20 protein-coding genes are annotated in these 26,707 nt (G+C 68.8%); 12 read left to right on the plus strand and 8 right to left on the minus strand.

Annotation, left to right across the window (positions count from 1 at the left end; all coding sequences use genetic code 11):
* Window positions 1-61: 61 nt before the first annotated feature.
* Window positions 62-7,837 (minus strand): golvesin C-terminal-like domain-containing protein, encoded by a 7,776-nt coding sequence (locus BEK98_RS06245; RefSeq protein ID WP_244201783.1) that lies wholly within the window; start codon window positions 7,835-7,837, stop codon window positions 62-64.
* A 1,288-nt stretch (window positions 7,838-9,125) separates the two neighbouring features.
* Here BEK98_RS06245 and BEK98_RS06250 point away from each other — a divergent pair.
* Both BEK98_RS06250 and BEK98_RS06255 read left to right on the plus strand, forming a co-directional pair.
* Complete coding sequence (locus BEK98_RS06250) at window positions 9,126-9,638, plus strand: hypothetical protein (RefSeq protein WP_244201765.1); 513 nt, start codon at window positions 9,126-9,128, stop codon at window positions 9,636-9,638.
* Between the two features lie 130 nt (window positions 9,639-9,768).
* Window positions 9,769-12,465, plus strand: a complete 2,697-nt coding sequence (locus tag BEK98_RS06255; RefSeq protein WP_094215375.1) for an FG-GAP-like repeat-containing protein — start codon at window positions 9,769-9,771, stop codon at window positions 12,463-12,465.
* A gap of 59 nt (window positions 12,466-12,524) precedes the next feature.
* On the opposite strand, the gene BEK98_RS06260 is transcribed toward BEK98_RS06255, so the two are convergent.
* The 4 genes from BEK98_RS06260 to BEK98_RS06275 form a co-directional block, all read right to left on the minus strand.
* Complete coding sequence (locus tag BEK98_RS06260; RefSeq protein WP_208643026.1) at window positions 12,525-12,908, minus strand: hypothetical protein; 384 nt, start codon at window positions 12,906-12,908, stop codon at window positions 12,525-12,527.
* Window positions 12,909-13,054: 146 nt separating this feature from the next.
* Window positions 13,055-13,615: a hypothetical protein gene (locus BEK98_RS06265; protein ID WP_094215377.1), complete on the minus strand. Its 561-nt coding sequence runs from the start codon at window positions 13,613-13,615 to the stop codon at window positions 13,055-13,057.
* A 91-nt stretch (window positions 13,616-13,706) separates the two neighbouring features.
* The gene (locus BEK98_RS06270) at window positions 13,707-14,366 is read right to left on the minus strand and encodes a DUF4328 domain-containing protein (RefSeq protein ID WP_244201766.1); all 660 of its coding nucleotides are present in this window, start codon (window positions 14,364-14,366) and stop codon (window positions 13,707-13,709) included.
* Between the two features lie 100 nt (window positions 14,367-14,466).
* A complete protein-coding gene (locus tag BEK98_RS06275) occupies window positions 14,467-16,125 on the minus strand; it encodes a beta-N-acetylhexosaminidase (protein ID WP_094215379.1) in 1,659 nt (552 codons plus the stop codon).
* A gap of 154 nt (window positions 16,126-16,279) precedes the next feature.
* On the opposite strand from BEK98_RS06275, the gene BEK98_RS06280 reads away from it, so the two are divergent.
* The 10 genes from BEK98_RS06280 (at window position 16,280) to BEK98_RS06325 (ending at window position 23,448) form a co-directional block, all read left to right on the plus strand.
* Window positions 16,280-16,852: a 2-oxo-4-hydroxy-4-carboxy-5-ureidoimidazoline decarboxylase gene (locus BEK98_RS06280; protein WP_094215380.1), complete on the plus strand. Its 573-nt coding sequence runs from the start codon at window positions 16,280-16,282 to the stop codon at window positions 16,850-16,852.
* 191 nt (window positions 16,853-17,043) lie between these two features.
* Window positions 17,044-17,424 carry a succinate dehydrogenase, cytochrome b556 subunit gene (sdhC, locus tag BEK98_RS06285; RefSeq protein ID WP_094215381.1) on the plus strand — a complete coding sequence of 127 codons (381 nt, stop codon included), beginning with the start codon at window positions 17,044-17,046 and terminating at the stop codon, window positions 17,422-17,424.
* Between the two features lie 5 nt (window positions 17,425-17,429).
* A complete protein-coding gene (locus BEK98_RS06290) occupies window positions 17,430-17,912 on the plus strand; it encodes a succinate dehydrogenase hydrophobic membrane anchor subunit (protein ID WP_094215382.1) in 483 nt (160 codons plus the stop codon).
* Window positions 17,913-17,931: 19 nt separating this feature from the next.
* Complete coding sequence (gene sdhA / locus BEK98_RS06295) at window positions 17,932-19,686, plus strand: succinate dehydrogenase flavoprotein subunit (protein ID WP_094215383.1); 1,755 nt, start codon at window positions 17,932-17,934, stop codon at window positions 19,684-19,686.
* A complete protein-coding gene (locus BEK98_RS06300) occupies window positions 19,686-20,447 on the plus strand; it encodes a succinate dehydrogenase iron-sulfur subunit (RefSeq protein WP_094215384.1) in 762 nt (253 codons plus the stop codon). Before sdhA ends, BEK98_RS06300 begins: the two co-directional genes overlap by 1 nt.
* 155 nt (window positions 20,448-20,602) lie before the next feature.
* On the plus strand, window positions 20,603-21,211 hold the full coding sequence (locus BEK98_RS06305; RefSeq protein WP_094215385.1) for a Uma2 family endonuclease: 609 nt from the start codon (window positions 20,603-20,605) through the stop codon (window positions 21,209-21,211).
* 79 nt (window positions 21,212-21,290) lie between these two features.
* The gene (locus BEK98_RS06310; protein WP_094215386.1) at window positions 21,291-21,701 is read left to right on the plus strand and encodes a VOC family protein; all 411 of its coding nucleotides are present in this window, start codon (window positions 21,291-21,293) and stop codon (window positions 21,699-21,701) included.
* Window positions 21,702-21,793: 92 nt separating this feature from the next.
* A complete protein-coding gene (locus BEK98_RS06315) occupies window positions 21,794-22,201 on the plus strand; it encodes a hypothetical protein (RefSeq protein ID WP_094215387.1) in 408 nt (135 codons plus the stop codon).
* Window positions 22,198-22,692 (plus strand): thiol-disulfide oxidoreductase DCC family protein, encoded by a 495-nt coding sequence (locus BEK98_RS06320; protein WP_094215388.1) that lies wholly within the window; start codon window positions 22,198-22,200, stop codon window positions 22,690-22,692. Before BEK98_RS06315 ends, BEK98_RS06320 begins: the two co-directional genes overlap by 4 nt.
* 9 nt (window positions 22,693-22,701) lie before the next feature.
* Window positions 22,702-23,448, plus strand: a complete 747-nt coding sequence (locus tag BEK98_RS06325; protein ID WP_094215389.1) for a TetR/AcrR family transcriptional regulator — start codon at window positions 22,702-22,704, stop codon at window positions 23,446-23,448.
* Here BEK98_RS06325 and BEK98_RS06330 read toward each other — a convergent pair whose 3' ends face one another.
* The 3 genes from BEK98_RS06330 to BEK98_RS06340 all read right to left on the minus strand — a co-directional run bounded on the left by BEK98_RS06330 (window position 23,449) and on the right by BEK98_RS06340 (window position 26,679).
* Window positions 23,449-24,993: an ABC transporter substrate-binding protein gene (locus BEK98_RS06330; protein WP_094215390.1), complete on the minus strand. Its 1,545-nt coding sequence runs from the start codon at window positions 24,991-24,993 to the stop codon at window positions 23,449-23,451.
* Window positions 24,994-25,205: 212 nt separating this feature from the next.
* Window positions 25,206-26,423, minus strand: coding sequence for a metallophosphoesterase (locus BEK98_RS06335; RefSeq protein WP_094215391.1), 1,218 nt, complete (start codon window positions 26,421-26,423; stop codon window positions 25,206-25,208).
* 16 nt (window positions 26,424-26,439) lie between these two features.
* The gene (locus BEK98_RS06340) at window positions 26,440-26,679 is read right to left on the minus strand and encodes an SCO4848 family membrane protein (protein WP_094215392.1); all 240 of its coding nucleotides are present in this window, start codon (window positions 26,677-26,679) and stop codon (window positions 26,440-26,442) included.
* Window positions 26,680-26,707: the final 28 nt, after the last annotated feature.

Raw genomic sequence — 26,707 nt, forward strand, 5'->3', positions numbered from 1 at the left:
GGCTGACTTGGCTATGCAGCCCATAAGCCTTTCATGGCCTTATAGACCGATTGCAACTTCGTCAGGGCTTGTTCAGAATTGTCTGGTTGACTATCTGGACTCCTGTCGAAGTATAGGCCGTCATTGTAACACCCGACGGAATCGGGTTGGTGGAGTTTTCATAGATCGGAATCGACGAATAGTAGACGGTATTCCCCGCCGCAATCGAATCTGCGATCTTCTGCTCCGCCCCGGACATGACCGGGGAATTGGCATTCCGGTACAGCGGAACGAGATTGCGCCGGTCCGTGCCGCTGCCGCCGAGCTGACGCGCCAGCAGATGGCCGCGGTTCATCGTGGGGTCGTTCCCCAGTTTGAAGCCCGGAGGGACGCTGTCCCAGAACCCTGGGGTCGAGGGCGGCCACGGTGCGTTGCTACCCATGATCTTCGTGTCCGGTCCGTTCAGCACCGAGTCCCCGTTCTTGTCGGTGTAGTTGAACCCACCGGCGGTGAGACAGGCGAACGCGCCAGTGGCTCGCCCCTGCTGATCGAGCGGGGCGTAGTAGGTCATGCTCGTACCGCGAGAGCAGTCCCCCCGGTCGAACGGACGCTGGGCGTCGCCGGGCTGCCATTCCTTCTCGGAGTCCGGCTTGAGGAGGAGCCCCTTGCTGTAGTCCGGCTTCTCACCGGGATCCGACTCGTATCCGTTGGGTGCGGTCGGCGTGGGCGCGGATGCCCACGCGAAGACGGTTGCCGCGATGCCCCAAGGAGACAGCCTGCTCAGCAGGCTGCCCCCACTCGCCGCAGCGCTGCCAGTCGCCTCAGCGGCGCCCGACAGGGCGCCTTCCAACGCTTCGGCACCGCCCTCCAGCGCGCTGCCGATGTCGCTGATCACGCCCGGGATGGACAGATGGCCGTCGAGCTCGACCATGCTGATCGGGTTGCCGCCGCCGAAGGCGTAGCGGTTGCCGGTGTAGGGGTCGGTGCCGAGGTTCATGTCGGCGAGGGCGCCGTTGTACATGTCCCGGCTGGTGAAGCGGTTCAGGCCCGGGCTGTAGTTGCGGAAGCCCATGTCGTACGTTCCGGACTGGGCGTCCCAGCGCTTGGCGTTGAACCGGTACGGGTTGTACGCCTCCTTGGTGGGGTCTGCGGCGTCAGGCTTGTCGATGCCGGTGAAGTCGGAGGTGTCGTCGGAGCCGTAGGCGGTGTAGCCGTAGGTCGCCTTCGTGTCGCCGTTCTTGTCCGTGAGGGTCTCGACGTCACTGTGGCCGTTGTAGCCGTAGTAGCCGTCCTCGGTCGTCCCGTCGCTGTTGTGCTTGATCTGCGACAGGCGTTCGCCCCACGGGCTGTACTGGTACGACTTGGTCAGCGTGCCGGCGACCTTCTCGTCCAGGACCTCCGAGGAGAGGCCCAGGTACTCGAAGTCCGTTGTCTTGCCCGCCGCCGTCTTCGAGGCGGTGCGGTCCAGCGGGTCGAAGGTGTACGTGGTGGACTTCATCGCGCCCGTGTCGTCCGCCTTCTGGGACTCCACGACGTGGTCGAAGCCGTCGTACACGCTCCGCTCGATGACCTTTCCGTTCGAGGTGACGGACTCCTGGCGGCCGAACGGGTCGTAGTTGTAGTTGGCCGTAGACGAGCCGGTGGTGGCGCTCAGCAGACGGTTGCGGTCGTAGTTGTAGTTGGTGGTGACGTTCTTGACGGTCTGGCTGATGACGTTGGCGTTGTTGTCGTGGACGTACGTCTCGGAGCCCGCGCCGTTGCCGGTCTTGACCGACTGCTTGAGGCGGTCAGCCGGGTCGTAGGTGTAGTCCGTGGTGGAGTCGAGGTACGCCGCGTGGTTGTCGGCGTTCATCTTCTTCGCCACGTCCTGCGACTTGTTGCCGTTCGCGTCGTAGGCGTAGGTGTGCGAGTCGACGAGGGTGCCGTTGGGCTTCTTCTCCGTCGTCGACTTGAGTGCCGCGTCCAGGTAGTACGTGTAGTCGACCGTGTTGCCGTTGGCCTTGGTCTCCTGGAGCTTCTGAGCGCGGTCGGTGTACGTGTACGAGGACACCTTGGGCGACGCGTCCGTGGCGGACTTGCCGACCGAGACCGTCTTCACCAGTTCACGCAGGTCGTACGTGTACTTGGAGAACTGGTCCGGGTGCGTGATGGTGTCCGTCTGGCCGTCGGCGTCGTACGTGTACGACGTGGCCTTCTTCTCCACGCCGGCCAGGGACTCGCTCACCTTCTGGACCTGGTTGAGGCCCGTGTAGGTGATGGCGTACGCGTCGATCTTCGCGGTCGACGAGGTGTCGTCGAGCTTGGTCAGGTTGCCGTTGAGGTCGTAGGTGTAGGCGAAGTTGTCCTTCTCCGTGTCGGCCGGGTCGCCGCTGGTGTCACGGACGAGCTTCACGCCATCGGCAACGACCTTGCCGCCGCTGTTCTGGAACAGCTGCAGCTTCGCCGCGTTGCCCTGCTTGAACGCGAAGGATCCCAGCGAGACCCAGGTGCCCTGGTTGGCGGTGGCGTTCTGGTCGATCGTCTTGTCGGTCGTGCCGCCGTCGTACGTCACCGTGTACTTCGCCGTCGTCGCGGCACCCGTCACCTGCGGGAACTTCACGTACGCGGCGTACGTGCCGTCCTTGGGGACGTTGAGCGTCCACGTGTAGGCGTCCGTGCCGGTGCCGGCCGCGTGGGTCTCGTGGTTGTAGCCCTGCTGACCGGTGATGTCTCCCTTCGTCCAGGTACCGGTCTTCGAGGTGTTCTGGGTGTCGGAGTTGTCGGCCAGGACGACCGACTTGCCCGCCGGCACGCCGTCGTCGGAGCGCGACTTCAGGGCACCGTCGGCGTAGTAGTCCCAGGTCATCGTGCGGTCCGAGGAACCGCCCGCCGAGGTCAGGGTCCGCTTGGTCTGCTGACCCATCTCGTTGTAGTCGTAGGTCGTGGTGATGTCCCACGGATCCGTGGACGACCTCGCCCAGCCGTTGTCGAAGTAGCTGTAGGTGGTGTCGTTGCGGACCGTCTCGCCGTCCGACGGCGGCAGCGAGGTCTTCGAGACCTGGCCCACCTTGTCGTAGGTCGTCTCCGTGTAGACGTTCGGGTCGTTGTAGCGCGAGTCCGCCGGGTCGTAGGGCTGGTACTGCTTGACCGGGCGGTTCAACGCGTCGTACTCGGTACGCGCCGTGAACGCCGTGGTCGTTCCCGCGGCGACCGCCCTCGGGGTGATCACCTTGGTGGTGTTGCCGACCTGGTCGTACTCGTACTTCGTCGAGCGTGTCGTGGTGCCCTCGTGCGGGACCTTGACCTCGGTCTGCTTGCCACGCTCGTCGTACGTGATCGTGGTCGTGTTGTTCTCGGCGTCCGTGGCCGAGGTGACCAGGCCGTCCTTGTCGTAGCCCTTCTTGGTGGTCTTGCCGGCCGCGTCCGTGACGACCGTGGCCCGGTGGTCCAGGTCGTAGTCGGTCTTGGTCGTGTAGTCGGTCGTGTCGGCCGTCGCGTTCTTCTTCGGGTCGATGACCTTGGTGACGTTGCCGACGTTGTCGTACTCGTAGGAGACCTTGTCACTGTTCGCGTTGACCACGGACGTGAGCTGGTAGATCTCGTTGTAGGTGTTCGTCGTGACGAAGTCGGTCGCGTCCGTCGTCGTCGCCGTGCCCTTGGGCTCGGTCGTCGTCTTGACGTTGCCGACCTTGTCGTACGTGTACGTCGAGGTACGCGGGGCGGTCTGGTTGTTCGCCGGACCCGTCGCCGACGTGATCTCGTCAGCGTTGTCGTACACCGCTGTCGAGACCGCGCCGTTGGGTGCCGTCGACTTGGTGACGTTGTCGTTCTCGTCGTACACCGGCGCCGGGCTGGTGATCACCACGCCGGTTTCCTTGGGCACGGTGTTGACCAGCGGACGCCCGAACGTGTCGTACGTCTGCGTGGTCACCTTGTTGTTGGCGTCGGTGACCTGGGTGACCTGGCCCCGCTCGTCGTAGACGTACTTCGTCGCGTTGGACTTGGCGTCGGTGATCGTGTCCGGGTAACCGGTGTCCCCGAAGCCGCTGTACGTCGTCGGGTTGCCGTTGGCGTCCGTCGCCTTGGTCAGCTCACCGTAGGCGTCGTACTCGTACTTCGTGGTGTAGTCGTCCGGCACCGACGTGGTCGCGACACCCTTCGGGTCGGTGACCGCAGTCACGTTCCCGAAGGTGTCATACCCGAACTGCCAGGCCCGCCCCTCGGGCGACGTCTTGCGGAACAGGTCCGCCGAGAAGCCGTCCGCCCGGGTCTGGTACTCGAACTTCGCGGCGTTCGCCGGCCACTTGGTGGTGTCCGAGACACAGGTGGCCGTCTGGTCGGGCACGCCGGCCTTGTTGTTCTCCGCGTCGCGCTGCCAGAGCGGGTAGCCCGTCTTCTGGTCGTAGCAGTACGCGGTCTTGGCGCCGTTGTCCTCCTCGACATACGTGACGTTGTTGTCCGCGTCCCAGCTCATCTTCGACGTCTGGGACTTGGCGTTGGTCGTCTGGACCGGGCGGCCGAAGTCGTCCGTGACGTACTTGGTGGAGTGCGTCTCGGCGTCCGTGACCGTGGTGTCGGTGAACTTCGTGTTCGCGGTGTCCACCGCGTAGGCGAAGCCGGTGTCACCGTTCAGACGGTCCGTGAACGTCTTCGTCCACCAGTGGTACTTCGGGTCGTCACCGCTCTGCGGCGCGTAGTACGCCAGCTTGGTGTCGTGGCCGCGCGGGTCGGTGGCCGTCACCAGCTTGACGTTCTTGTTGCCCTGCGTGGCGTCGTAGGTGAACTTGAAGACCTTCGGCTGGGCGGAGCCGTCGCCGTCGGTGAACCGACCGAGCAGGCCCTGCACCGTGTAGTAGAAGGAGACCTTACGGCCCGAGATGTCCGTGATGGACTTCACGTGGTCGTAGATGTCCGGGTCTGTCAGGCTCGTGCCCGTGACCTTGGCGCCCGTGCCGTCGATGTAGTCGTACGACGCGTCGCCCTTCTTGTAGTAGTCGAGCGTCAGGGACTGCCGGCCCGCCGGGTCGGTGACGTAGGCGAGGAACTTCGCCGCCTTGCCCTGGGTCTTGTGCTGCTCGTAGGTGTAGGTCTGCGTGTTGCCGTTCTTGTCGACGACAGACGTCAGGTAGCCGTCGCAGCCGAAGTAGAACCGCGTGCCGTCCGGACGCAGCAGCGTCCAGGCGTCCGGCACCGGGTCCTTGTCCGGGTTGCAGTCCAGGCCCGCCTTCATCGTGATGCGGTAGTGGACACCCGCAGGGGCCTTCCACGAACCGTCCGGCTGCTTGGTGAAGACGTGCGTGGTGCCGTCACCGTCCGGCAGACGGATCTCCGACGCGTTCTGAACCGGGTTGGGGTGGAAGTCCAGCGCCGCACCGAGCCGGATCGGCCCGCCCAGCTGCGCCGACCAGCCCGCACCCGCGCCACCGGTGGTGTTGTCGGTGTCCAGCGAGTTGTACGCGAAGCGCGCGAACGTCGTCAGACCCCGGCCCGGGTTGGTGAACGCGTTGTACGACCACACTGTGTTGCCGGAGGACAGATTGTTCATCACCGTCGAGCCGGCGCCCGTGTTCTTGCCGGTGTACGAGTAGAACTTCTCCAGGCCCAGCGCGTTGGAGGTGGGGTCCTCCACCGCCACGTTCTGCTTCAGCGGCGGTATGCCACCCGTGCCCGCCGACAGCCAGCTGCCGTCGGAGACCTTCTTGACGTCCCAGCCGAGTACGTACTTGGTGCGCTTGCTGCCCGAGTCCGAGTTGATGGGCGTCTTGACCTGCGCCTGGATCGTCGTCGACTGGCCCGGGGACAGCGCGGGGATCGCCGTGGACAGCTGGTTGCCGCCCGTCGTCGCGTCCGTGCCGTCGGGGAGCTGCCAGGTGTACGACAGGACCCGCTCACCGCTCGCCCACGCGCTCGACGTGGTGTTGGTGACCGTGAAGTCCACCGTGTACGTCGAGTTCGGGGTCATACGGGCCGGAGTCTGCGGCGCGTAGTACGTGTCGTCCGTGGTGGAGTCGACGTAGATGACGCGCAGCAGCGGGCCGATCTGCGGGTCGGCGGCCTCCGAGGCCAGGAACATCGTCTGCTCCTGCGGGCCCGTGGAGGTCTCGTCCTTCAGCTTGATCAGGGCGCCGTGGTTGGAGGACGGGGTGCGGGTCCAGCCCTGGGTGAGGGAGGTCGCGTCCCACCAGTGGCGGCCGACGTCCGAGACCGTGGCGACGGTGTCGGAGACGGTCGCCGAGTAGTCGCCGCCCGCCGTCGTCCACGCCGTGCCGGTCGCGGCGTTGTTCCAGGTGGCCTGGGTCTCGGTGAAGTCCTTGTTCAGGCCGTGGAGTTCGTAGATCGCGCCGTTGGTCTTGGTGGTGGTCTCCGCGCCCCACATGAAGAGGCGGGACTCCAGCACCGTGGCCGTCGTCGGGATCGCGCTGGTCGGGAACTTCATGACCGCGCGGGTCTTCTCGGTGGTGTTCGTGGGCGTGTTGTTGCCCACGCTCAGCCACTTCTGGCCCACGCCGTCCCGGCTGATGGTGTCCAGGTTGGTGGTCGGGGTCGCGGAGGACAGGGTGGTGTCCGTGACGCTGCCCGCGGTGCCCTGGATCAGGCTCATCGTGCGGCCGGCCTTGGGCACGCCGACGATGCGGGTGGGCGAGCCGAGGATCTGGCCGCCCTTCGTCTTCACCGCGAGCTGGTAGTAGTACGACCGCCCGATCTCCACCGAGGAGGAGTCCGGCGTCGGGGTCGCGGTGGTATCCGTGTACGCCGTCGACGACTTGTCGATCGGGGCGACGAGCGTGGCCGCGGACGGGGTGAACGCCTGCTGCGTGGAGCGGTGCAGCTGGTACTCGACGATGTCGTTGCTCGGATCACCGGTGGTGTTCGAGTACGCCTTCCAGGACAGCTCCGGGCCGGTGCCGTGGACCACGGTGGGCGAGTTCAGCGTGGTGCCGACCTTGCCGTACGTCACCGTCAGCCGCGGGATCGTGGAGGTCTCGCCGCCGTAGTCGCCGTCGCCGGCCTCGTAGCGCGGACCGCCCACCGGGCCGGCCGTCGTCTCGTCGGCGGCCTTCAGCACGAACCCGTTGTTGACCGAGGTGCCGTCCAGCCACTGCTGGACCGTGTCGGTCACCGGGAACTTGTGCCACTGGCTGTACTCGCCGATGTCCTTGTTGATCATCGCCGGGTTGGTGAGGCGGACCGCGTCCGCGATCACGGCCGTGGACGCGGACGCCGGGCCGTCGCCGAGGACGACCTTGCCCGCCGTGCCCGCCGCGAAGTCGATCTGCGCGCCGCCCGCCAGCGGGGCCCAGACACCGTTGGTGCCGGACTGCTGGTTCACCGTGTAGGTGGTGGAGCCGGTCTTGGACGTCACCGTGTACGGGGCGTTGGTGGCACGGTCGGTGGCCGCGACGTAGTGCACGTCGACCTGGTAGGTGCCCGCGTCCTTGATGTTCGGCTGCCAGGTGTAGGTGTCCCCGGCGACCGTGTCCTTGTTGTAGTGGTAGTCGCCGCCGATGCCGTACTGCCCGAGCGAGGACGTCGTCGCCGGCCAGGAGCCGGTGGCCGCCGTGGTGCCCGCGTCGCCGTCGTCCACCGTGTAGCTGGTGCCGGACAGCTCACCGACGGACGAGCTGGTGTTGTTCCAGTTCGCCGTCGTCTCGTCCCAGGTTCCGGTCGCCCGGTGCACCTCGACCGGCACCTTCGTGCCGCCGCCGTCGTGGGCGTTGTCGAAGTACATCTCCAGACGCGCCGAGTCGATCTTCGTGCCCGAGGGGATCTCGCTCAGCGGGAACTTGATCAGGGAGCGGGCCGTACCGGTGGCCGTGCGGCCGACCGACAGCTTCCAGGAGGTGTTGAAGTTCGTCGTCGGCTGGTCGGACAGGACCATCGTGTCCTGCGAGTCCGTCGGCGACGGCGCGATCGTGATCGTCGGGTCGATCACCACCGGGTACTGGCGGTCCTTCGAGGCCAGCCACTTCGTATCCGGGGTCACGGTCAGCTTCCAGGACTTGCCGTCCTTCGTGAGCTTCTGCGTGACCTTCGTGCTGTAGGTCTTGCCGAAGACGGACTTGTCCGCCTTCTTCGCGTCCGTCATGTACGGCGCCGGGATGACCATCACCGGGGTGTTCGGCAGCGCACCGTACAGCGCGATCGACCCGTCCTTGCGGGCCCGCGGCACCAGACCGTCGGTGTCCAGCGTGAACGTGAACTTCAGCGGACCGGTGGGGCGTTGGGCGAGGGTGATGTTCTCCTTCACCCGGCCGGGGCCCACCCCGTACTCCAGGTCCGCGCCGTGCACGGCGTCCTTGTAGGTGACCGTCGAGCCCTTGGCCACCGGCTTCAGAGAGCCGTCCGCGCCCTGCAGGCCCAGCGTGACCGCGCGGCCGTCGGGGGACCGGAAGCGCACCAGTCGGTCCGCGTCCGAACCGAACCAGCTGCGGCCCTCGTTGGTGGTGTTGGCGAAGTCGAAGCCCTTCGCGTCCGTCGCGTGGACGGCGGTGTCGATCGCCTTCCAGGCCGCCTTCTTGCCGGAGCCCGAGCGGTACGAGGTCGGCACGGCCGACAGATCCGCCTGCACCCGGCCGTCGGACAGCTGCCAGAAGCGCGCGGTCGAGGTGCGCCGGCTCTTCAGCTCCTTGACCCGCTTGGCCTTCGGGGCCTTCCTGCCCTTCGGCAGCTTCTGCCGGTCGGCCACGTCCAGCTCGTCGTGGGACGGCGGCTTGGCGAGCGGATGCTCGTCGTCGGCGCCGAGCCAGCCCTTGACGGTATCGACTATTCCTTTTCCGTCACCGTCGTGCGAATCGGACGCCGCATATGCGGCCTGTGGCAGCGCGGTACTTGCCACCGCGGACACCACCAGGCATGCAATTAGCCTGCCCAATCTGGGTTTCACTGCAACCCTTTCCTCATGTCTGACGTCGTAAACATCGACCGGAAACGTGTGGCTCACCCCATGCCGGGCAGGCCGCACGTAGCGGCGCCGCGGTTGTAATCACGCAGGTGAGGGCGTGTCAATTGACCTCACAGATCCCGACAGTTCGCCCATCGCGGGAAATCGGCGCCCGGTTTGTCCACTCGGTGGCGCGCCTTGTCCGCCGTCCTGTATAAGAGCCCGGATCCAAGAATTCCGGCGCACGCCCGCGAATTCCGAACGGCCGATTCAAAAGGGACTTTTCATGGGCGCTGAAGAGCGGGAAATGGCGGTGGACACGGCCGGGACCGGGGAGACCGGCGGGAATTCCGGACCCGGTGACACGGCGCGTGCGACCCGCCCGGACCGCACCGGCGTCCTCATCGCCGGCGCCCTGCTGGCCGTCTGCGGCGGGCTCGTCCTCTACGGCGTGCTCGACACCGCCGACAAGCCGGGCAAGCCCCCGGTCCCGACCGCAGCCGTGACCTACGAGGTCACCGGGAAGGGCACCGCCGACATCGCCTACCAGGGCCGGAGCGAGGGCGGGACCGCGACGGTCGACCGTGCCGTCGCGCTGCCGTGGAAGAAGACCGTTCAGGTGCCGCTCGGCAGGCCGCCGCTGGTCTCGATCACGCTCGGCGAGAAGGGCGGACAGGCCAGCTGCTCGCTCGCCGTGCGCGGCGAGCACGTCCAGACCGCCTCCGCGTACGGCAGGTTCGGCCGCGCCACCTGTCAGGCCGAGCTGGCCTCGCCGAAGCCGTCGGGGGCCGCCGGGTGAGTGCCCGGGCTGTCGCGCCGGCCGGGTGAGTGCCCCGCCTGTGTGACGTCCGGGGTACCCCGTGCGCTTTACAACTACCGCCTGTGTGACAGGTGGTGTCACTGTGTTGATTTCCTAGGGGTGGGACATTTTGAGTCCTCGCAGGACCCATGCGTACAGACCGCTCAGCCTCCAGCGGAGGGCGTGGCTGACACTCGGAGCCGTCGTCCTGGGCGGTGCCGGAGTCGTCACCTACGCGGTCGCGGATCCGGGCGCGCACCACGACGGCAAGGGTGGGGGCCGCGGCGCCTCCGTGCACACGCTGAAGCTGGCCGACCAGGGCGGCGGGCACCGGGGGCTGGCCAAGCGGGACACCGAGCGGTTCAGCGCCGCCCTGCTCACCTGGGACGACGAGCACGCCGGGCTGAAGGGCACGCCCGAGATCCGCTACCGCTCGCGGGAGACCGGTGAGTGGTCGGGCTGGCAGCGGCTGCCCGACGACCCGTTCTCGGCCGACGGCACCGAGGGCACGCGGGCCCGCGCCCGCGGCGGCACCGGGTCGATGTGGACGGGCGACGCGGACGGCATCGCCGTCCGGGTGGTGAAGGCCGACGGCACTCCGGTTCCCGGACTGCCGGCCGGCCTGGACGTCAAGCTGCTCGACCCCGGCACGGATCCGGCGGGCGGCGCGCAGCCGGCCGCGTTCGCGGCGGAGACGACGACTCCGGCGCCGTCCGACTCGTCGTCAGCGTCGGACTCGTCGTCACCGACGGACTCCCCGGCGCCCAGTGACTCGGCGTCAGCATCCGAGTCCGCGTCAGCATCCGAGTCCGCGTCGGACTCCGCGTCCCCCTCGGTGTCCGAGTCCGCCTCCACGTCCGTCTCCCCCTCCCCGTCCAGCACCGTCCCGGCCGCGCGCCCCTCCACGGTCGCCAAGCCGCCGGTCATCACGCAGGCCGAGTGGGGCGCCTCCACCGACTACGACGGCACGCCGAGCTACGGCACCGAGATCAAAGCCGCCGTCATCCACCACACCGGCGTCGACAGCGACAACAAGCTGTCCTGCGCCGACTCGCGGGCCCGGCTGCGCACCATCCAGCAGGAGCACTTCTCCCGCGGCTACTTCGACATCGGCTACAACTTCGTCGTCGACCGGTGCGGCCAGATCTTCGAGGGCCGCAGCGGCGGGATGGACCTGCCGGTGGTCGGCGCGCACGACATCGGGTTCAACACCAACACGGTCGGGATCTCCTACATCGGCAACTACATGAGCGCGCAGCCCAGTCGCGCGGCTCTGGACTCCATCGCCCGGATCGTGGCGTGGAAGTTCGGGATGTACGGCGTCGACCCGACCGGCAAGGTCACGCTGACCTCCGGCAGCGACGCGGGCGTCGACGGCAACAAGGTCGCGAAGGGCACGTCGATCACGCTGCCGCGGGTGTTCGGCCACCGGGACACCAACGCCACCGCCTGCCCCGGCGACAACCTGTACAAGAAGCTGTCCCTGATCGCCGCGCTCGCCAAGACCCCCGGCATCTCGCACGCCCTGCCCACCTCGGACCGCGACCGGGACGGCCTGCCCGACCTGGTGGCGGGCACCCCGAAGGCGAACTCGGTGACGGTCGTGCCGGGCGGGGTCGACGGCCCGGTCACGGCCAAGAAGGTCACACTGACCCAGAACAGCCCGGGCGTCCCCGGCACCTCCGAGTCGGGTGACGGCTTCGGCACCTCGACCGCCTGGGGCGACGTCAACGGCGACGGGTACGCCGACCTCGCGATCGGCGCGCCCGGCGAGGACGACACCAACGGCAACGCCGACCGCGGCCAGGTCACGGTCCTGTACGGCCCGGCCCTGAACACCGGCTTCTCGTACACCACGTCCGGGGTCACGGCGGCGGGCGCGGGACTCGGCTCCACCGTCACGGTCGGCGACTTCAACGGCGACGGCAAGGCGGACGTGTTCGCGGCCGGCACCGGCAAGGGCGGCACCTGGAACGTCCGGCTGACCGGCGGCGCCACGTCGTCCGGCACGCTGACCACCGCCACGGGTGCGGTGGCCCACCTGGACGCGGCGACCGGCGACTTCAACCGGGACGGCTACGCCGACGTGGCCCTCAACTACCGGGACGCGGGCGGCATCGGGCGCGTGGTCCGGTTCGCGGGCTCGGCGACGGGCCTGACGAAGGCCGGGGTCATCTCGGTCAAGGGCGGCCGGTCGATCGCCGCGGGCGATGTGGACGCCGACGGCTACGACGACGTCGTCATCGGGCAGCCGTACGCGAGCGAGTCCGGCGGCAAGGCGGGCGGCCAGGTCACCCTGGTGCGCGGCTCGGCGACCGGGTTCACCACCACCGGCCTGACCACGGTCCACCAGGACACCTCCGGCGTCCCCGGCGCCGACGAGTCCGGCGACGCGCTCGGCGCCTCCGTCTCGGTCGGCGACTACGACGGCGACGGCTACCCGGACGTGCTCGCGGGCGCCCCCGGCGAGGACATCACCCGCGACGGCGTGAACCGCTCCAACGCGGGCTCGGCGGTCCTCCTCAAGGGCGGCTCCACGGGCCTGACCGGCTCCGGCGCGGTCGCCGTCTCGCAGGACACCTCCGGTGTCCCGGGCGCCACCGAGTCCGGCGACCAGCTCGGTTCGTCGGTGTCGCTGACCGACCTGTCCGGGTACGGCCGCGCCGATCTGACGCTGGGTGTCGCGGGCGAGGACGGCGGCGACGGCATCCTGATGTACCTGCCGAGCAACAGCACCGGGCTGGGCTACGCGCAGACGACGGTGCTGAGCAAGGCGGTCCTCGGGACGCCGACGGCCGGGGCGCTGGGCACGACCCTGGCGCCGTAGCGACCACGTGATTCCACCGGCCGGGACCCGCTCGTGCGAGGGGGCCCGGCCGGGCGCGTTCATACGGAGGCGGTCGCGTCCCGGCACAGCAGGCGAAGCGAGCCGTTGCCCGCGAAGCAGCGGCGGGCCTCCTCCAGGGGGTCCCACAGCTTGCCGTCGGGCGTGCGGATCCAGTGGTCGCCGCCGGTCGCCCACCACTCGGCGCCGGTCTGGCGGACGATGACCTCGCCGGCGTAGGCGCCGAAGCCGCGCAGCACGTTCTCGACCGCCGCGTAGGGCGGTTCCTCGCGGCGTATCTCCTCGATCATCCGGTCTACCCGCCACAGGCTCTGCGCCGAGTAGTCGAGCCGCACCCGCGCGCCCTCGCGCATGGTCGCCACCGCGTCGGCCGCCCACCGGACGGGCTTCGCCGCGGCGTGCGGCCGGGTCTCCTGTGCTGTCACGTACTGCGCTGTCACATAGGAAGAAGCGGGCCGGGCCGGGCATCCGTCACGCGGATCGGAGCCGTTCCCGCAACCGGTGCAGGACCGCCCCACGGCCACCGCACGACGGGCACAGGACTCCCCCAGAAGCGGGGTTTGAAATCCGGTCAGCCGCGGCTGCGGGCCCGGCGGGACACCACCGCCTGCAGCACCCGGCGGCCCTCGACGGAGACGTCGAGGGCGCGGCGCAGCCCGTTCGTGCCGTGCTCGGCGAGGAGTTCCAGGACGACGACCTGGCGGCGCAGTTCGGCGGCGACGAGCGGGGACGCGTCCGCGGCGACGCCGCTCGCGCGCCCGGCCTCCAGGCCGTCGGCCGACGAGCTGTCGCCCGCGGCCGGGTCGAGGAGCCGGTGGATGCGCAGGGAGGCGACGGAGCAGGCGTCGGCCCAGGCCCGTATCGCCTCGGCGGTGCGCTCGGCCGGGGCCGCGTCCAGCATGCGGTGGGCGAGATGCTCGGCCTCGTCCTCGCCGGCCTGCGCCGGACCGAGCGCGCCGCGCGCCTTCTCCAGGCCGGCGGTCCACTCGGAGCCGTCGGCGATGCTCGCCCACATCGGGCGCAACACCTCGTCGTCACCCCCGAGCAGGGGGACGCACCGATCCAAACAAGCCAGCCCACTGGCAGCCAGTCCGCGTTCGTCGGCCTGAGCGATCAGTTCCACCAGGCTCATGAAAGCCTCCCTCGCCAGGGCGCCGCCTTTACGGAGCCCGCACTTCCCCTTACTGCGTGCGACGGCGAGAGAGTGTCACATCAGTGGGTTTTCAGCCAAGAGCCGGGACGAGCATCGGGCCGGCGAGGGCCTTCTGGTGCTGCATGCGGGTCAGCCGCAGTACGACGAGGACGGCGAGCCCGGCGGCCACGATGTCGACGGCGTCCGAGATCATCACCTCCAGCGCCGCTTCCCGGAAGTCGGCCGCGGTGTGCGCCGAACCGTAGGCCCGCTGCATGAGCCAGCCCACCTGGCTGGTCACGAGCCACAGCGCCCACCAGAAGTTGACCAGCGCGTGCCGCGGGCGGGCGCCGACCGGGCCGCTCGCGTCCCAGACGTCCAGGACGACCCGGCGCGGGTACCAGAAGTTCGCCAGCGGCACGACCCAGCCGGCGATCACCCAGGCGCGCGCCTTGCTGTGGCCGTCCGGGCGGAACACCTCGGCGTTCACCCGCACCCGGTAGAGCCAGACGAGGAACACGACAGCGCAGACCAGCCACATCGCCGTCTGCGCCACCCCGGACGCCGTGTACAGGGTGTCCGCGTCGTGGGCGCGCCCGGTCAGAGCCGCGCCGAAGGCACCGGAACCCCTCGCGAGGTCGTCCGCCACCCCGTACACACCGAAACCGGCCCCGATGGCGAACAGATCGGTCAGGGCGACCAGGCCGAGCAGCACGACGGTGGCCCGGCCGAGCCCGAGCGGCGAACGCAAGCGTGGAACAGACATGAACCGAGACCCCCGTGTCCCCCTGTATGTGCTTCAGCACGCGGAATCTACGGTTCATCGGCCCCGTACGTCCACCCCGAACGGGTCAGCCGAGCCGGTCCGCCAGTTGCCTGAACTGCGCCCAGGACAGAGTGGGCGCACCCGGGTCCCACAGCTTCTGCACGGTGGCCCTGAGCGGCATCCGTATCCCGGCGGCGACCTGTGCCTCGGTCTGGGCGTTGGGGAAGTCGGACCACACCGCGAAGGACCCGCCGAGTATCTGCCCGTCGTAGCTCGCCGGTACGGCGGTCGTGCCGCGCAGCACCCGCGGGTTCCACTGCTCGTAGATGCGCTGCCCGGTCGGATAGACGAAGGTCTGCGGCTGCCCGAGGACGTAGTACAGGAACTCGTCGTTGTAGTTGAGCACCTTGCGGCCCGCGCTCAGGTACTCCACCGGCTGCCGGGCGCCGATCTCCTTGCCGGTCCAGTAGGCGACCTGGAGATCCTTGGCGGGCTGCACCGAGGTGTTGCGGAAGAAGCCGTCGTTCCAGGCCCGCATGGTCCGGTCGTGGGCGCGCACGGTGGCGGCCCGGTCGTTCAGCCAGCCGGTGGCGAGGTCGGCGACGGTCGCGCCGGAGCCGAACTTCTGCTGCGCGGCGGCCGCCAGCTGCGGATACGACGCCTGCGGGTTCGCCACGGTCAGCGCCTGGTACTCGTCGCCGCCGAGGTGCCACTGGTTGCCGGTGAAGAGCCCGGCGTACTCGTTGAGCAGATCGTCGACGATCTTCGCGGAGGCGGCCTTGGAGATGTCGATCGCGCCCCTCGTCGCGACCCCGTTCACGTTGCGCAGCTGCAGGTCGGGGTGGGCGGCGATGACCGCGCCCAGATGCCCGGGCGAGTCGATCTCGGGCACCACGGTGATGTGCCGGGCGGCCGCCAGGTCGACGATCTGCTTGACCTGCGCCTTGGTCAGATGGTCCTTGGAGACGATCTCGGGATGGCTGCTGGACTCGATCCGGAAGCCCTGGTCGTCGGAGAAGTGCAGCCCCAGCTCGTTGAACTTCAGGTCCCCCAGCTCGCGTATCCGGTCCTCGATCCAGGACGCGGTGTACGGCTTGCGCGCGATGTCCAGCATGAAGCCGCGCGCCGGCTTCGCGGGCTCGTCCCGTACGACACCCTCCGGCGCCGTACCGCCGCCGTGGACCTCCTGCTTGAGGGTGCGGGTGCCGTAGAAGACGCCCGCGTCGGCCGGCCCGCTGATGTCGACCCGCCCGCCGCGCACGGTCATGGTGTACGACTCCGGGTTGCCGCCCCCGCTGCCCAGGGTCAGCCGCAGATCCCCGGCCCGTACGTCGTCCTTCTCCCCCGCGTACGCCAGTCCCAGCTCACCGGCTATCAGCCGCCCCTCGTCGGCCAGCTCCGGATCGCTCACCACCACCCGCTCGCCCCGCTGCGGCCGCCAGCCGGGGCCGCGCGCCGGGGTGTGGGAGCGCACCGCGGGTATGGTGCGCGGCGCCTGGGAGAGCGGATAGGACCGGCTGGGCGTGGGACTGCTCGGCGTGGCGGCGCGACTGGACGCGGCACCGGAGGCCCGTTCCGACGGCGCCCGCACCGCACTCCCGGCCGGTTTCCCGCCGCCGCCGTCCGCCGAGGCCCACACGCCGACGCCCACGCCGAGCGCCACGGTCCCCACGAACGCGGTGGCTATCACCGCTCGCTTCCGCCTCACCTGCTGCGCCGAGGCCCGGCGCCTGTGCTGGCTCACTCAGCCAACGTACGACCGATCGGCGGTTCATTCGTCACCGAGACGTTCTGAAACTCTCCCGTTCGAGTGAAATTCGGGCATCCGACGGACACAGAGTGACCACTCTCGATAACGTGACGACACACCTTTCACGGCATCCCCTGCCACACCACATGTGACGCGAGGACCCACGCTGCCTGCGCACCGTCTCCCGTATCTCCCCAAACCGCTGGACGCCTTCAACGCCGCTCCGGCTGACGAGGCCCGCGCCCTGCTCCTCCACTGCCTCCGCAGCCTGCGCTGGTCCCGCCGACTGACCGACCACCGCCCCTACCCCGACCTGGACTCCCTCCTGGCGGCGGCGGACGAGGCGGCGTACGACCTGTCGCCGGGGGATCTGGCCGAGGCGCTGGCCGGGGAGTCCCTTCCCGATCTGCCCGAGGACGCCTACTCGGCCGCCCACATGGCCCTGAGCGCGGCACACGCGGCCTACGAAGCCCGATTCGGACACGCGTTCGTCATCTACCTGGGCGATGCGCACCCGAACGAGGCCATCGACCACATCCTCGAAGGCATTCGATCACGATTGGCAAACGATCCCGAGGAAGAACGGGTACTGGCAGCAGACGAACTCCGCCGCCTCGCAGGGCAACGGCTGGGACAACTCCTCAGGGGCGCGGGGCTGCATCTACCAGCGGCTCCGCCGTGGGGCGCGACCAACCACAACGGCGCCGCACCCGGCAAATAACCGGACAGGCCACCCCAGTAGCCGCAAGGCAATAGCCCATCCGATGCCAGTTTGATCACACAGGTAGGCCCCCCGTAAGCCTCACGGCACCGCATGGATACGATGCTGGGGGCCGGTGGACCGTACCCGGCCGGGCCCGACCGACACCGAAGCCGGCGCGGCCCTAGTCCCCGCTCCCGGAGGGTTCTTCCGTGCCGGCTGGAACGCTGTACCGCGGCCGGGAAGGAATGTGGTCCTGGGTGGCTCACCGAGTCACCGGCGTCCTCATCTTCTTCTTCCTGTTCGTTCACGTCCTGGACACCGCACTTGTCCGTGTCTCCCCCGAGGACTACGACAAGGTCGTAGCCACGTACAAGACGCCGATCGTCGCGCTGCTGGAGTACGGCCTCGTCGCCGCCATCCTCTTCCACGCGCTCAACGGCCTGCGCGTCATCGCCGTCGACTTCTGGTCGAAGGGCCCGCGCTACCAGAAGCAGATGCTCTGGAGCGTCGTCGGCATCTGGGTCGTCCTGATGGCCGGGGCGATCTACCCCGTCCTCGGCCACGCCGCTCGTGTTCTGTTCGGGAGCTGACGCAGATGTCGACCACTGAAACCACCGCAGCCGGCGTCGGCCCCGTCGAGGGCGCCCCCGTCTACACCGTCGACAACCCGGCCCCGCTCATCGAGGCGCCGCGCAAGCGGACCAAGAAGACCCCCAAGTCCACGCGGGGCAACTTCGAGATGGCGGCCTGGCTGTTCATGCGCCTGTCCGGCGTCGTGCTGGTCGTCCTCGTCCTCGGCCACCTGCTGATCCAGCTGGTGCTGGACGGCGGCGTCTCCAAGATCGGCTTCGCCTTCGTGGCCGGCCGCTGGGCGTCCCCGTTCTGGCAGGTCTGGGACCTGCTGATGCTGTGGCTGGCGATGCTGCACGGCGCCAACGGCCTGCGCACGGTCATCAACGACTACGCGGAGCGCGCGAACACCCGGCTGTGGCTGAAGGGCCTGCTCTACACCGCCACGGTGTTCACCATCCTGCTGGGCACGCTGGTGATCTTCACCTTCGACCCGAACATCCGCTAGGCACGGGGCTGCGAGAATCATGAAGATCCACAAGTACGACACCGTCATCGTCGGCGCCGGCGGCGCCGGTATGCGCGCCGCCATCGAGTCGACGAAGCGCAGCCGCACCGCCGTGCTGACCAAGCTCTACCCCACCCGCTCCCACACGGGCGCCGCGCAGGGCGGTATGGCCGCCGCGCTCGCCAACGTGGAGGAGGACAACTGGGAGTGGCACACCTTCGACACGGTCAAGGGCGGTGACTACCTGGTCGACCAGGACGCCGCCGAGATCCTGGCGAAGGAGGCCATCGACGCCGTCCTCGACCTGGAGAAGATGGGCCTGCCGTTCAACCGGACGCCCGACGGGACGATCGACCAGCGCCGGTTCGGCGGTCACTCCCGCAACCACGGCGAGGCCCCGGTCCGCCGCTCCTGCTACGCGGCCGACCGTACCGGCCACATGATCCTCCAGACGCTGTACCAGAACTGCGTCAAGGAGGGCGTGGAGTTCTTCAACGAGTTCTACGTCCTGGACCAGCTGATCACCGAGGTCGACGGCGTCAAGAAGTCCGCCGGTGTGGTGGCCTACGAGCTGGCCACCGGCGAGATCCACATCTTCCAGGCGAAGGCGGTCATCTACGCCTCCGGCGGCACCGGCAAGTTCTTCAAGGTGACGTCCAACGCGCACACCCTGACCGGTGACGGCCAGGCCGCCGTCTACCGCCGCGGTCTGCCGCTGGAGGACATGGAGTTCTTCCAGTTCCACCCGACCGGCATCTGGCGCATGGGCATCCTGCTGACGGAGGGCGCCCGCGGTGAGGGCGGCATCCTCCGCAACAAGGACGGCGAGCGCTTCATGGAGAAGTACGCGCCGGTCATGAAGGACCTCGCGTCCCGTGACGTCGTCTCCCGCTCCATCTACACGGAGATCCGCGAGGGCCGCGGCTGCGGTCCCGAGGGCGACCACGTCTACCTGGACCTGACGCACCTCCCGCCGGAGCAGCTGGACGCCAAGCTCCCGGACATCACGGAGTTCGCGCGCACCTACCTCGGCATCGAGCCCTACACGGACCCGATCCCGATCCAGCCCACCGCCCACTACGCGATGGGCGGCATCCCGACGAACGTCGAGGGTGAGGTCCTGTCGGACAACACCACCGTCGTCCCGGGTCTGTACGCGGCCGGCGAGGTCGCCTGTGTGTCCGTGCACGGCGCCAACCGTCTCGGCACCAACTCGCTGCTGGACATCAACGTCTTCGGCCGCCGCGCGGGCATCGCCGCCGCCGAGTACTCGGCGAAGGCCGAGTACGTCGAGCTGCCGGAGAACCCGGAGTCCTTCGTCGTCGAGCAGATCGAGCGGCTGCGCAACTCCACCGGCAACGAGCGGGTGGCCACGATCCGTCGTGAGCTGCAGGAGACCATGGACGCCAACGTCATGGTGTTCCGCACGGAGCAGACGATCAAGACGGCCGTCGAGAAGATCGCCGAGCTGCGCGAGCGCTACAACAACGTGGCGATCCAGGACAAGGGCAAGCGGTTCAACACCGATCTGCTGGAGGCCATCGAGCTGGGCAACCTGCTGGAGCTGGCCGAGGTCATGGCGGTCTCCGCGCTCGCCCGCAAGGAGTCCCGCGGCGGTCACTACCGCGAGGACTACCCGAACCGCGACGACGTCAACTTCATGCGCCACACCATGGCGTACCGCGAGGTGGGCGACGACGGCACCGAGTCCGTCCGTCTCGACTACAAGCCGGTCGTCCAGACCCGCTACCAGCCGATGGAGCGTAAGTACTGATGGCAACTCCTGTTCTGGACAAGGTGGAGGCGGAGGCCGCGGCCTCTCCCTACATCACCGTCACCTTCCGGGTCCGCCGCTTCAACCCGGAGGTCTCGGCCGAGGCGACGTGGGAAGACTTCCAGCTGGAAATCGACCCGAAGGAGCGTGTCCTCGACGGTCTCCACAAGATCAAGTGGGACGTCGACGGCACCCTCACCTTCCGCCGCTCCTGCGCGCACGGCATCTGCGGCTCGGACGCCATGCGGATCAACGGCAAGAACCGCCTGGCGTGCAAGACGCTGATCAAGGACATCAACCCCGAGAAGCCGATCACGGTCGAGCCCATCAAGGGCCTCACGGTCCTGAAGGACCTGGTCGTGGACATGGAGCCGTTCTTCCAGGCGTACCGGGACGTCATGCCGTTCCTGATCACCAAGGACACGAACGAGCCCACGCGCGAGCGGCTGCAGTCCGCCGAGGACCGCGAGCGCTTCGACGACACGACGAAGTGCATCCTCTGCGCGGCCTGCACGTCCTCCTGCCCGGTGTTCTGGAACGACGGCCAGTACTTCGGTCCGGCCGCGATCGTGAACGCCCACCGCTTCATCTTCGACAGCCGTGACGAGGCGGGCGAGCAGCGCCTGGAGATCCTCAACGACAAGGACGGCGTGTGGCGTTGCCGCACGACCTTCAACTGCACGGACGCCTGCCCGCGCGGTATCGAGGTCACGAAGGCGATCGCCGAGGTGAAGAAGGCACTGATCACGCGCCGCTTCTGACGTCGGCATCCGTACGTCGGTGAGGGCCCCGTTTCCGCTGGAGACGGGGCCCTCTGGCGTGCGGAAGCACGATCGGGTGAACATGATCGCGCAGAACGCACGGGCATGGTCCGCCTACCATGATGGTCCCGACACCAGCCCACGAGAGGGACGTGATGTCCGCTGCAGCCGTCGAGCGGCCCTCTGGAGACCGTCCGCTGATCGCGGAAGCCAACCGGCTCATGGAGCGCAACCCGGGCTACCGCGTCGAGATCATCGGGGGCCAGATCATCGTGTCCCCGCCCCGGGACGGCGCCCACGCACGCGCCCTGACGCAGCTGATGCGTCCCTTCATTGCTGCTGGGCCGGCCGACGGAGAAACCGAGGTCCTCCAGGGCATCGGCCTGTGGCTCCCCGCCGGGGGCGAGGATTACGCGATTCCGGACCTCGCCGTCGTGGACGCCGACCTCGAGGAACACTTCGTCGAGAACAACTGCTACGACCCCGTCTGCTTCCGCCTGGTCCTGGAGGTCACCTCCAGCAACTACCGGACCGACCTGCGCACCAAGGTCGCCGCGTACGCGGAGGCGAAGGTCCCGATCTACGTCATCGTCGACCGCAAGCACCAGCGCCTCCACGTCCTCACGGACCCCGCCGGGGACAAGTACGAGAACCACCGCCCCCACGCCCCCGGCGAGATGGTCACCCTCCCCGACTCCCTCGGCGCCATGGTCACCCTGGACGTCGCCGAGATCCTCGAAGCGGGCCGCTCCCGGCGCACCTGAGCGAGCGCCAGGAGCCCCACCGAATCCGCTTCGGTGGGGCTCCTCGCATCTTGTCGGGATTCCCCCCTAATCTGACGACATGTCTGACGATGAGTCGTACGAGCTGCTCGGGTTCGACAACGTACTGCTGCCCGTCGGGGACCTCGGTGAGGCCGTCGGGTTCTATGAGCGGGCCGGGTTCGCCGTCGGGTTCCGGTTCGACGAGGGTGGGATCGCGCTGCTGAAGGTCGGCGGCGAGACGCCCGGGATCCTGCTGCGCGTCGAGGACGGGCTGGGCCACCGGCCGCCGCCCTGGCCCTCGCCGCGCCTGTGGCTGGAGGTGCCGGACGCGCGGGCCGCGGCGCGCGAGCTGGCCGCCGCCGGGATCCCGCCGCTGGACGAGGTGTTCTCGGTGGCCACGGGCTGGACCGTCGAGATCGCCGACCCCTGGGGAAACGTCCTCGGTTTCACCGACTACACCAAGCGGCCGGCACTGGGCCGCCGAGGCTGAGATCCCACCCCCCTATTGAGTTGAACATGTTCAAAAGCAGGTCTACAGTCATACCTGTCAGCGTTTTGAACGCGTTCAAGAAGGGGTGGGGCATGGACCGCACCGTCATCGCCTACGTCATCTATCTGGTCGTCAGCATCGGTCTGACCATCTGGGTGGCGCGCACGCTCAGCCGCAACGGCCGGGTCTTCCTCGGCGACGTGCTGCACGGCAACGAGAAGCTCGCGGACGCCGTCAACCACCTCCTCGTGGTCGGCTTCTACCTCGTCAACCTCGGCTTCGTGGCGCTGTACCTGAGCGGGGACGAGACGATCGAGGACACCCGCGGCATCTTCGAGGCCCTGTCGACGAAGCTCGGCGTGGTGCTGCTGGTGCTCGGCGTGATGCACCTGGGCAACGTGTACGTGCTCAACAAGATCCGGCGGCGCGGGATCATGGAGCGCGAGCAGCAGCCTCCGGTGCCCCCGCAGGGCTGGATGCCGCCGACGGTCGGGGCGTGACCAGCGTGACCACCACGGGGGACCGGGGCGCCGCGGGCGTCCCGGTCCGCGGGCTCACCGTCCTGTACGACGCCCAGTGCGCTCTCTGCACCCACCTGCGGGACTGGCTCGTACGACAGTCGCAGCTGGTACCGCTGGAGCTGGTGCCGGCCGGGTCGGCCGAGGCGCGCAGGCGCTACCCGGGGCTCGACCACGCCGCCACCCTGGACGAGATCACCGTGATCGGCGACAGCGGGCAGGTCTACCAGGCCTCCCGGGCCTGGATCGTCGTCCTGTGGGCCCTGCGCGAGCACCGCCCGCTCGCCCACAAGCTGAGCACCCCGGCCGGGGCCAAGCTGGCCCGGGGCGCGGCGCTGGCGGCCGCGAAGTGGCGCGGTGCGCTGTGGGGCGGGCAGAGCTACCGGCGCACGGACGGGTGGGCCTACCACCCCCGTACCGGCTGGAGTTACCAGGGGCCGTCCTGTTCCGACGGTGCCTGCGCGACTGGTTAGGCTCGTCCCGTGCCCGTGAAGAACGACGGCCCCGAGGCCGGCCCCCAGAGCAAGTCCGAGCAGACCCGCGCCCTGATCCTGGAGACCGCGATGCGGATGTTCCAGGAGCTCGGCTACGACAAGACGACCATGCGGGCCATCGCCAAGGAGGCCGGGGTCTCCGTCGGCAACGCCTACTACTACTTCGCGGGCAAGGAGCACCTGATCCAGGGCTTCTACGACCGGATCGCCGCCGAGCACCAGGTGGCGGTCCGGGAGGTCCTGGACCGGGAGACCGATCTCGAGGCGCGGCTCGCGGGCGTGCTGACCGCATGGCTGGACATCGCCAGGCCGTACCACGAGTTCGCGGTGCAGTTCTTCAAGAACGCCGCCGACCCCGACAGCCCGCTCAGCCCCTTCTCACCGGAGAGCGAGCACGCCCGGGAGCAGGCCATCAGCGTTCACCGCGAGGTGCTGGCCGGCTCCAAGTCCAAGGTGGCGCCCGAACTCCGGGAGGTGCTCCCGGAGTTGATGTGGCTCTCCCAGATGGGCCTGGTCCTGTACTGGGTGTTCGACCGCACCGAGGGACGGGAGCGCAGCTACCGGCTGGCGCGCCGGGGCGCACGGCTGACCGCCCGCGGGGTCGCCCTGGCCCGCTTCCGGGTGCTGCGCCCCCTGGTGCTGGAAGTCCACGAACTGTTCACGGACTTCCTGCCGGGGATGACGAAGGCACTGCCGGACCCGGGGGCCAGGGCGCGACGCGACGAGACGGACTGATCAGATCCACTGCAGACGCCACAGGCGGAACACGCCCGTGCCGTCGTCGAGGTACTGGCTGCCGCCGACGTCCTCGGTGCTGACCACGTACTCCTTGCGCTGCCACAGCGGGATCAGCGGCACGTCGGTCGCCACGTCCTTCTGGATGTCACGGAAGTCGTTGGCCGCCCGCGCGCGGTCGGCGTACTGCTGGCTGTCCAGGATGAGGTGGTCGACGACCTTGTTGCTGTAGCCGGTGCTCATGGTGGAACCGGTGCCGACGAGCGGGGAGCCGAAGGTGTCCGCGTCGGGGTAGTCGGCCACCCAGCCGACCGCCCACGCGTCCATCTTCCCGGCGGCCCAGCGCTTCTGGAAGTCGGTCCACTCGTATCCCTGGACGTCCACCTTGAACAGGCCGCTCGCCTCCAGCTCCTTCTTCAGCTCGGCGGCCTCCTGCTCGCCCGCGCCCCGGTTCTTGCCGTAGCCGAAGGTGAAGTGCACCGGCAGGGTCACCCCGGCCTCGGTGAGCAGCTGCCGGGCCTTCTGGGTGCTCTGCGTCGGGTAGTCGTCGAAGAAGGACGTGGTGTGGCCGGTGATGCCGGTCGGGATCAGCGAGTAGAGCGGGTCGACCGTGCCCTCGTACACCGTTTCGGCCAGCCGCTCGCGGTTGACCAGCCAGGCCATGGCGCGGCGCACCCGCACGTCGTGCAGCGGCGAGCCGGCGCGGGTGTTGAGGTAGAGGTTGTGGGTCTCGGAGCTGTCGGACTCGTTGACGCGCTGGTTCGGGTCGCTCGGGTTCAGCCGGGAGAGCACGCTCGGCGGCAGGGTCCGGGTGGCGACGTCGAGCTGCTTGTCCTGGTAGGCGCTGTTGAGCTGCGCGGAGTCGGCGTAGTAGCGCAGCTCGATGGGGCGGCCGGTGCCGCTGAGGTACCCCTTGTAGCTCCCGTACGGGTCGAGGACGGCCTTCTTGTCCTTCGTGTACGAGGCCAGCGTGTACGGGCCGGTGCCGTCGACGCCGGTGTCGGTGCGCAGGGCGGTGGCCGGGTACTTGTCCTTGTCGACGATCGAACCGGCGCCCGTGGCGACCTTCAGCGGGAAGGTGGCGTCCGCGGACGACAGATGGAAGGTGACCGTCGTCGCGTTGTCGGCGGTCACCGAGCCGAGGGTGGAGAACAGCGACGCCGGGCCGACGGGCGCGTTGATCTTCTTGACCCGCTCGAAGGAGTACTTCACGTCCTCGGCGGTCATCTTGCGTCCGCTGGGGAACGTGATGTCGTCGCGCAGCCTGCACTGGTACGTCTTCAGCCCGGTGCCCTCGAAGTCGCAGCTCCTGGCCGCGTCCGGGACCGGTTGGACACCGCCCGGCTCGAAGGTGAGCAGTGTCTGGAAGACATTGCTGAACAAGGCCCAGGAACCGGCGTCGTACGCGCCGGCCGGGTCCAGTGAGGTGACGGCGTCGGTCGTGCCGACGGTGATCGTCTTGTTCTGGTCCGTTTGCGACGGCAGCAACTGCCAGCCGCCGATTCCCACGACCGCGAGTACGAGCAGCGTCACGAGAATGCGCATGCGAACAGATCGCATGGTGGTGCCCTCCCCAGGCCCTCCAGGGCCCTACCCCTGGCCAGCACAATTTCGCCACTCCCCTAAGCGGCGGGGCTCACCTAATCACAGGACTTTCACCCGGGGGAAGGGCTTTCTGACCAGTTGTGGAAGAACTTACCGAGGCGTTTGTTTCCGCCGGGTTTCACAGGGTCTTCACAGGCGTAGGGGGGTTCGGGTCACGCGCGCGTGGCGGCCAGTTCGATCACCGTCACGTCCGACGGTGCCCCCACACGTGTGGGCGGTCCCCAGGCGCCCGCGCCCCGGCTGACGTACAGCTGGGTGTCGCCGTACCGGTCGAGACCGGCCACGGTCGGATTGGCCGCGGCCGCGATGAGGTTGCCGGGCCAGAGCTGGCCGCCGTGGGTGTGGCCGGAGAGCTGGAGGTCGACTCCGTGCCGGACGGCCTCGTGGATCTGCGCCGGCTGGTGGGCGAGGAGCACGCACGCGCGGGCCGGGTCCCGGTCCCCGAGCGCCCTCTGGAAGTCCGGGCCCTGGCCCTCGCTCTCGCCCTGGAGGTCGTTCACCCCGGCCAGGTCGAAGTACGGCAGCTCGGTGCGGGCGTTCTCCAGCGGGTGCAGGCCGAGGCTGCGCACCTCGGCGACCCACTGTTCGGCGCCGGAGAAGTACTCGTGGTTGCCCGTGACGAAGTAGGCACCGTGCCGGGCACTGAGCTGGGCGAGGGGTGCGGCGGCCGGGCCGAGGTCCTTGACGCTGCCGTCCACCAGATCGCCGACGACCGCGATCAGGTCGGGCTGGGTCGCGTTGACGGTGTCGACGACCCGCTGCGCGAAGCTCCGGCCCAGGACGGGGCCCAGGTGGATGTCGCTGACGACGGCGATCCGGAAGCCGTGCGCGGCGCGTGGCAGCTTGGCGAGCGGGACGGTGATCCGCTTCACCTGTGGGCCGCGGAGTACTCCGTAGGTTCCGGTGCCTACGGTCGCTACGGCGGCGCCTGCTGCGGCGCCGGCGACGACGCGGCTCACGAAGAGGCGCCGGGTGGGTTCCTGGGTGCCCGGTGCCTCGGTGGGCGTACCAGGGGGCTCCGCCCCCTGGACCCCCGTCTTGCCCACCCTGCCCACCCGTCTCGGTCGGCTGAGAAGTGGGCGTATCACCTCTCCCGTCGCCACCGCCAGCAGCAGGTACAGCGCCAGTGCCATCCACAGGAAGCCGGGCCAGGCGAGGGTGCGCTGGAGCCAGAAGGGGGCGCCGGAGCGTTCGGCGACCAGGGCCGCGATCATCAGGAGCGGGCCGGCGACGAAGACCGCCGTACCGGCGCGGCGGGCGGGGCCCGGGCCGCGGGTCGTGTCGCGGACCAGGCGGCGCCACAGGTACCAGTGCCCCAGCGCCAGGACGGCCAGGACGATCAGCGCGACAAGGACGAGGACGAGGACCACGCTGCCGTATCCCCCGCTATGACGAACGGCGCAGTGCGCGCAGTCCGCGCAACCCGATGACCCCGATGACCGTCCCCAATACGAAGGAAACGACCGCCAGCAGCAGGTGCACCCAGAAGTACGCGGTCGGGTGACCGTCGTCGAAGGCGAGTCCGCTGCTGTCCTTGACCAGGTTCTTGACGAAAGTGACCCAGATGACCCAGCTCCACACCCCGAAGGCGAGCAGGAACCAGGAGATGGGGCGGCTGAGCTTCACAGGGACTGACCTTTCAACGCAACGCCGG

The organism is Streptomyces diastatochromogenes (assembly GCF_002242805.1).
GTDB lineage: Bacteria > Actinomycetota > Actinomycetes > Streptomycetales > Streptomycetaceae > Streptomyces > Streptomyces diastatochromogenes.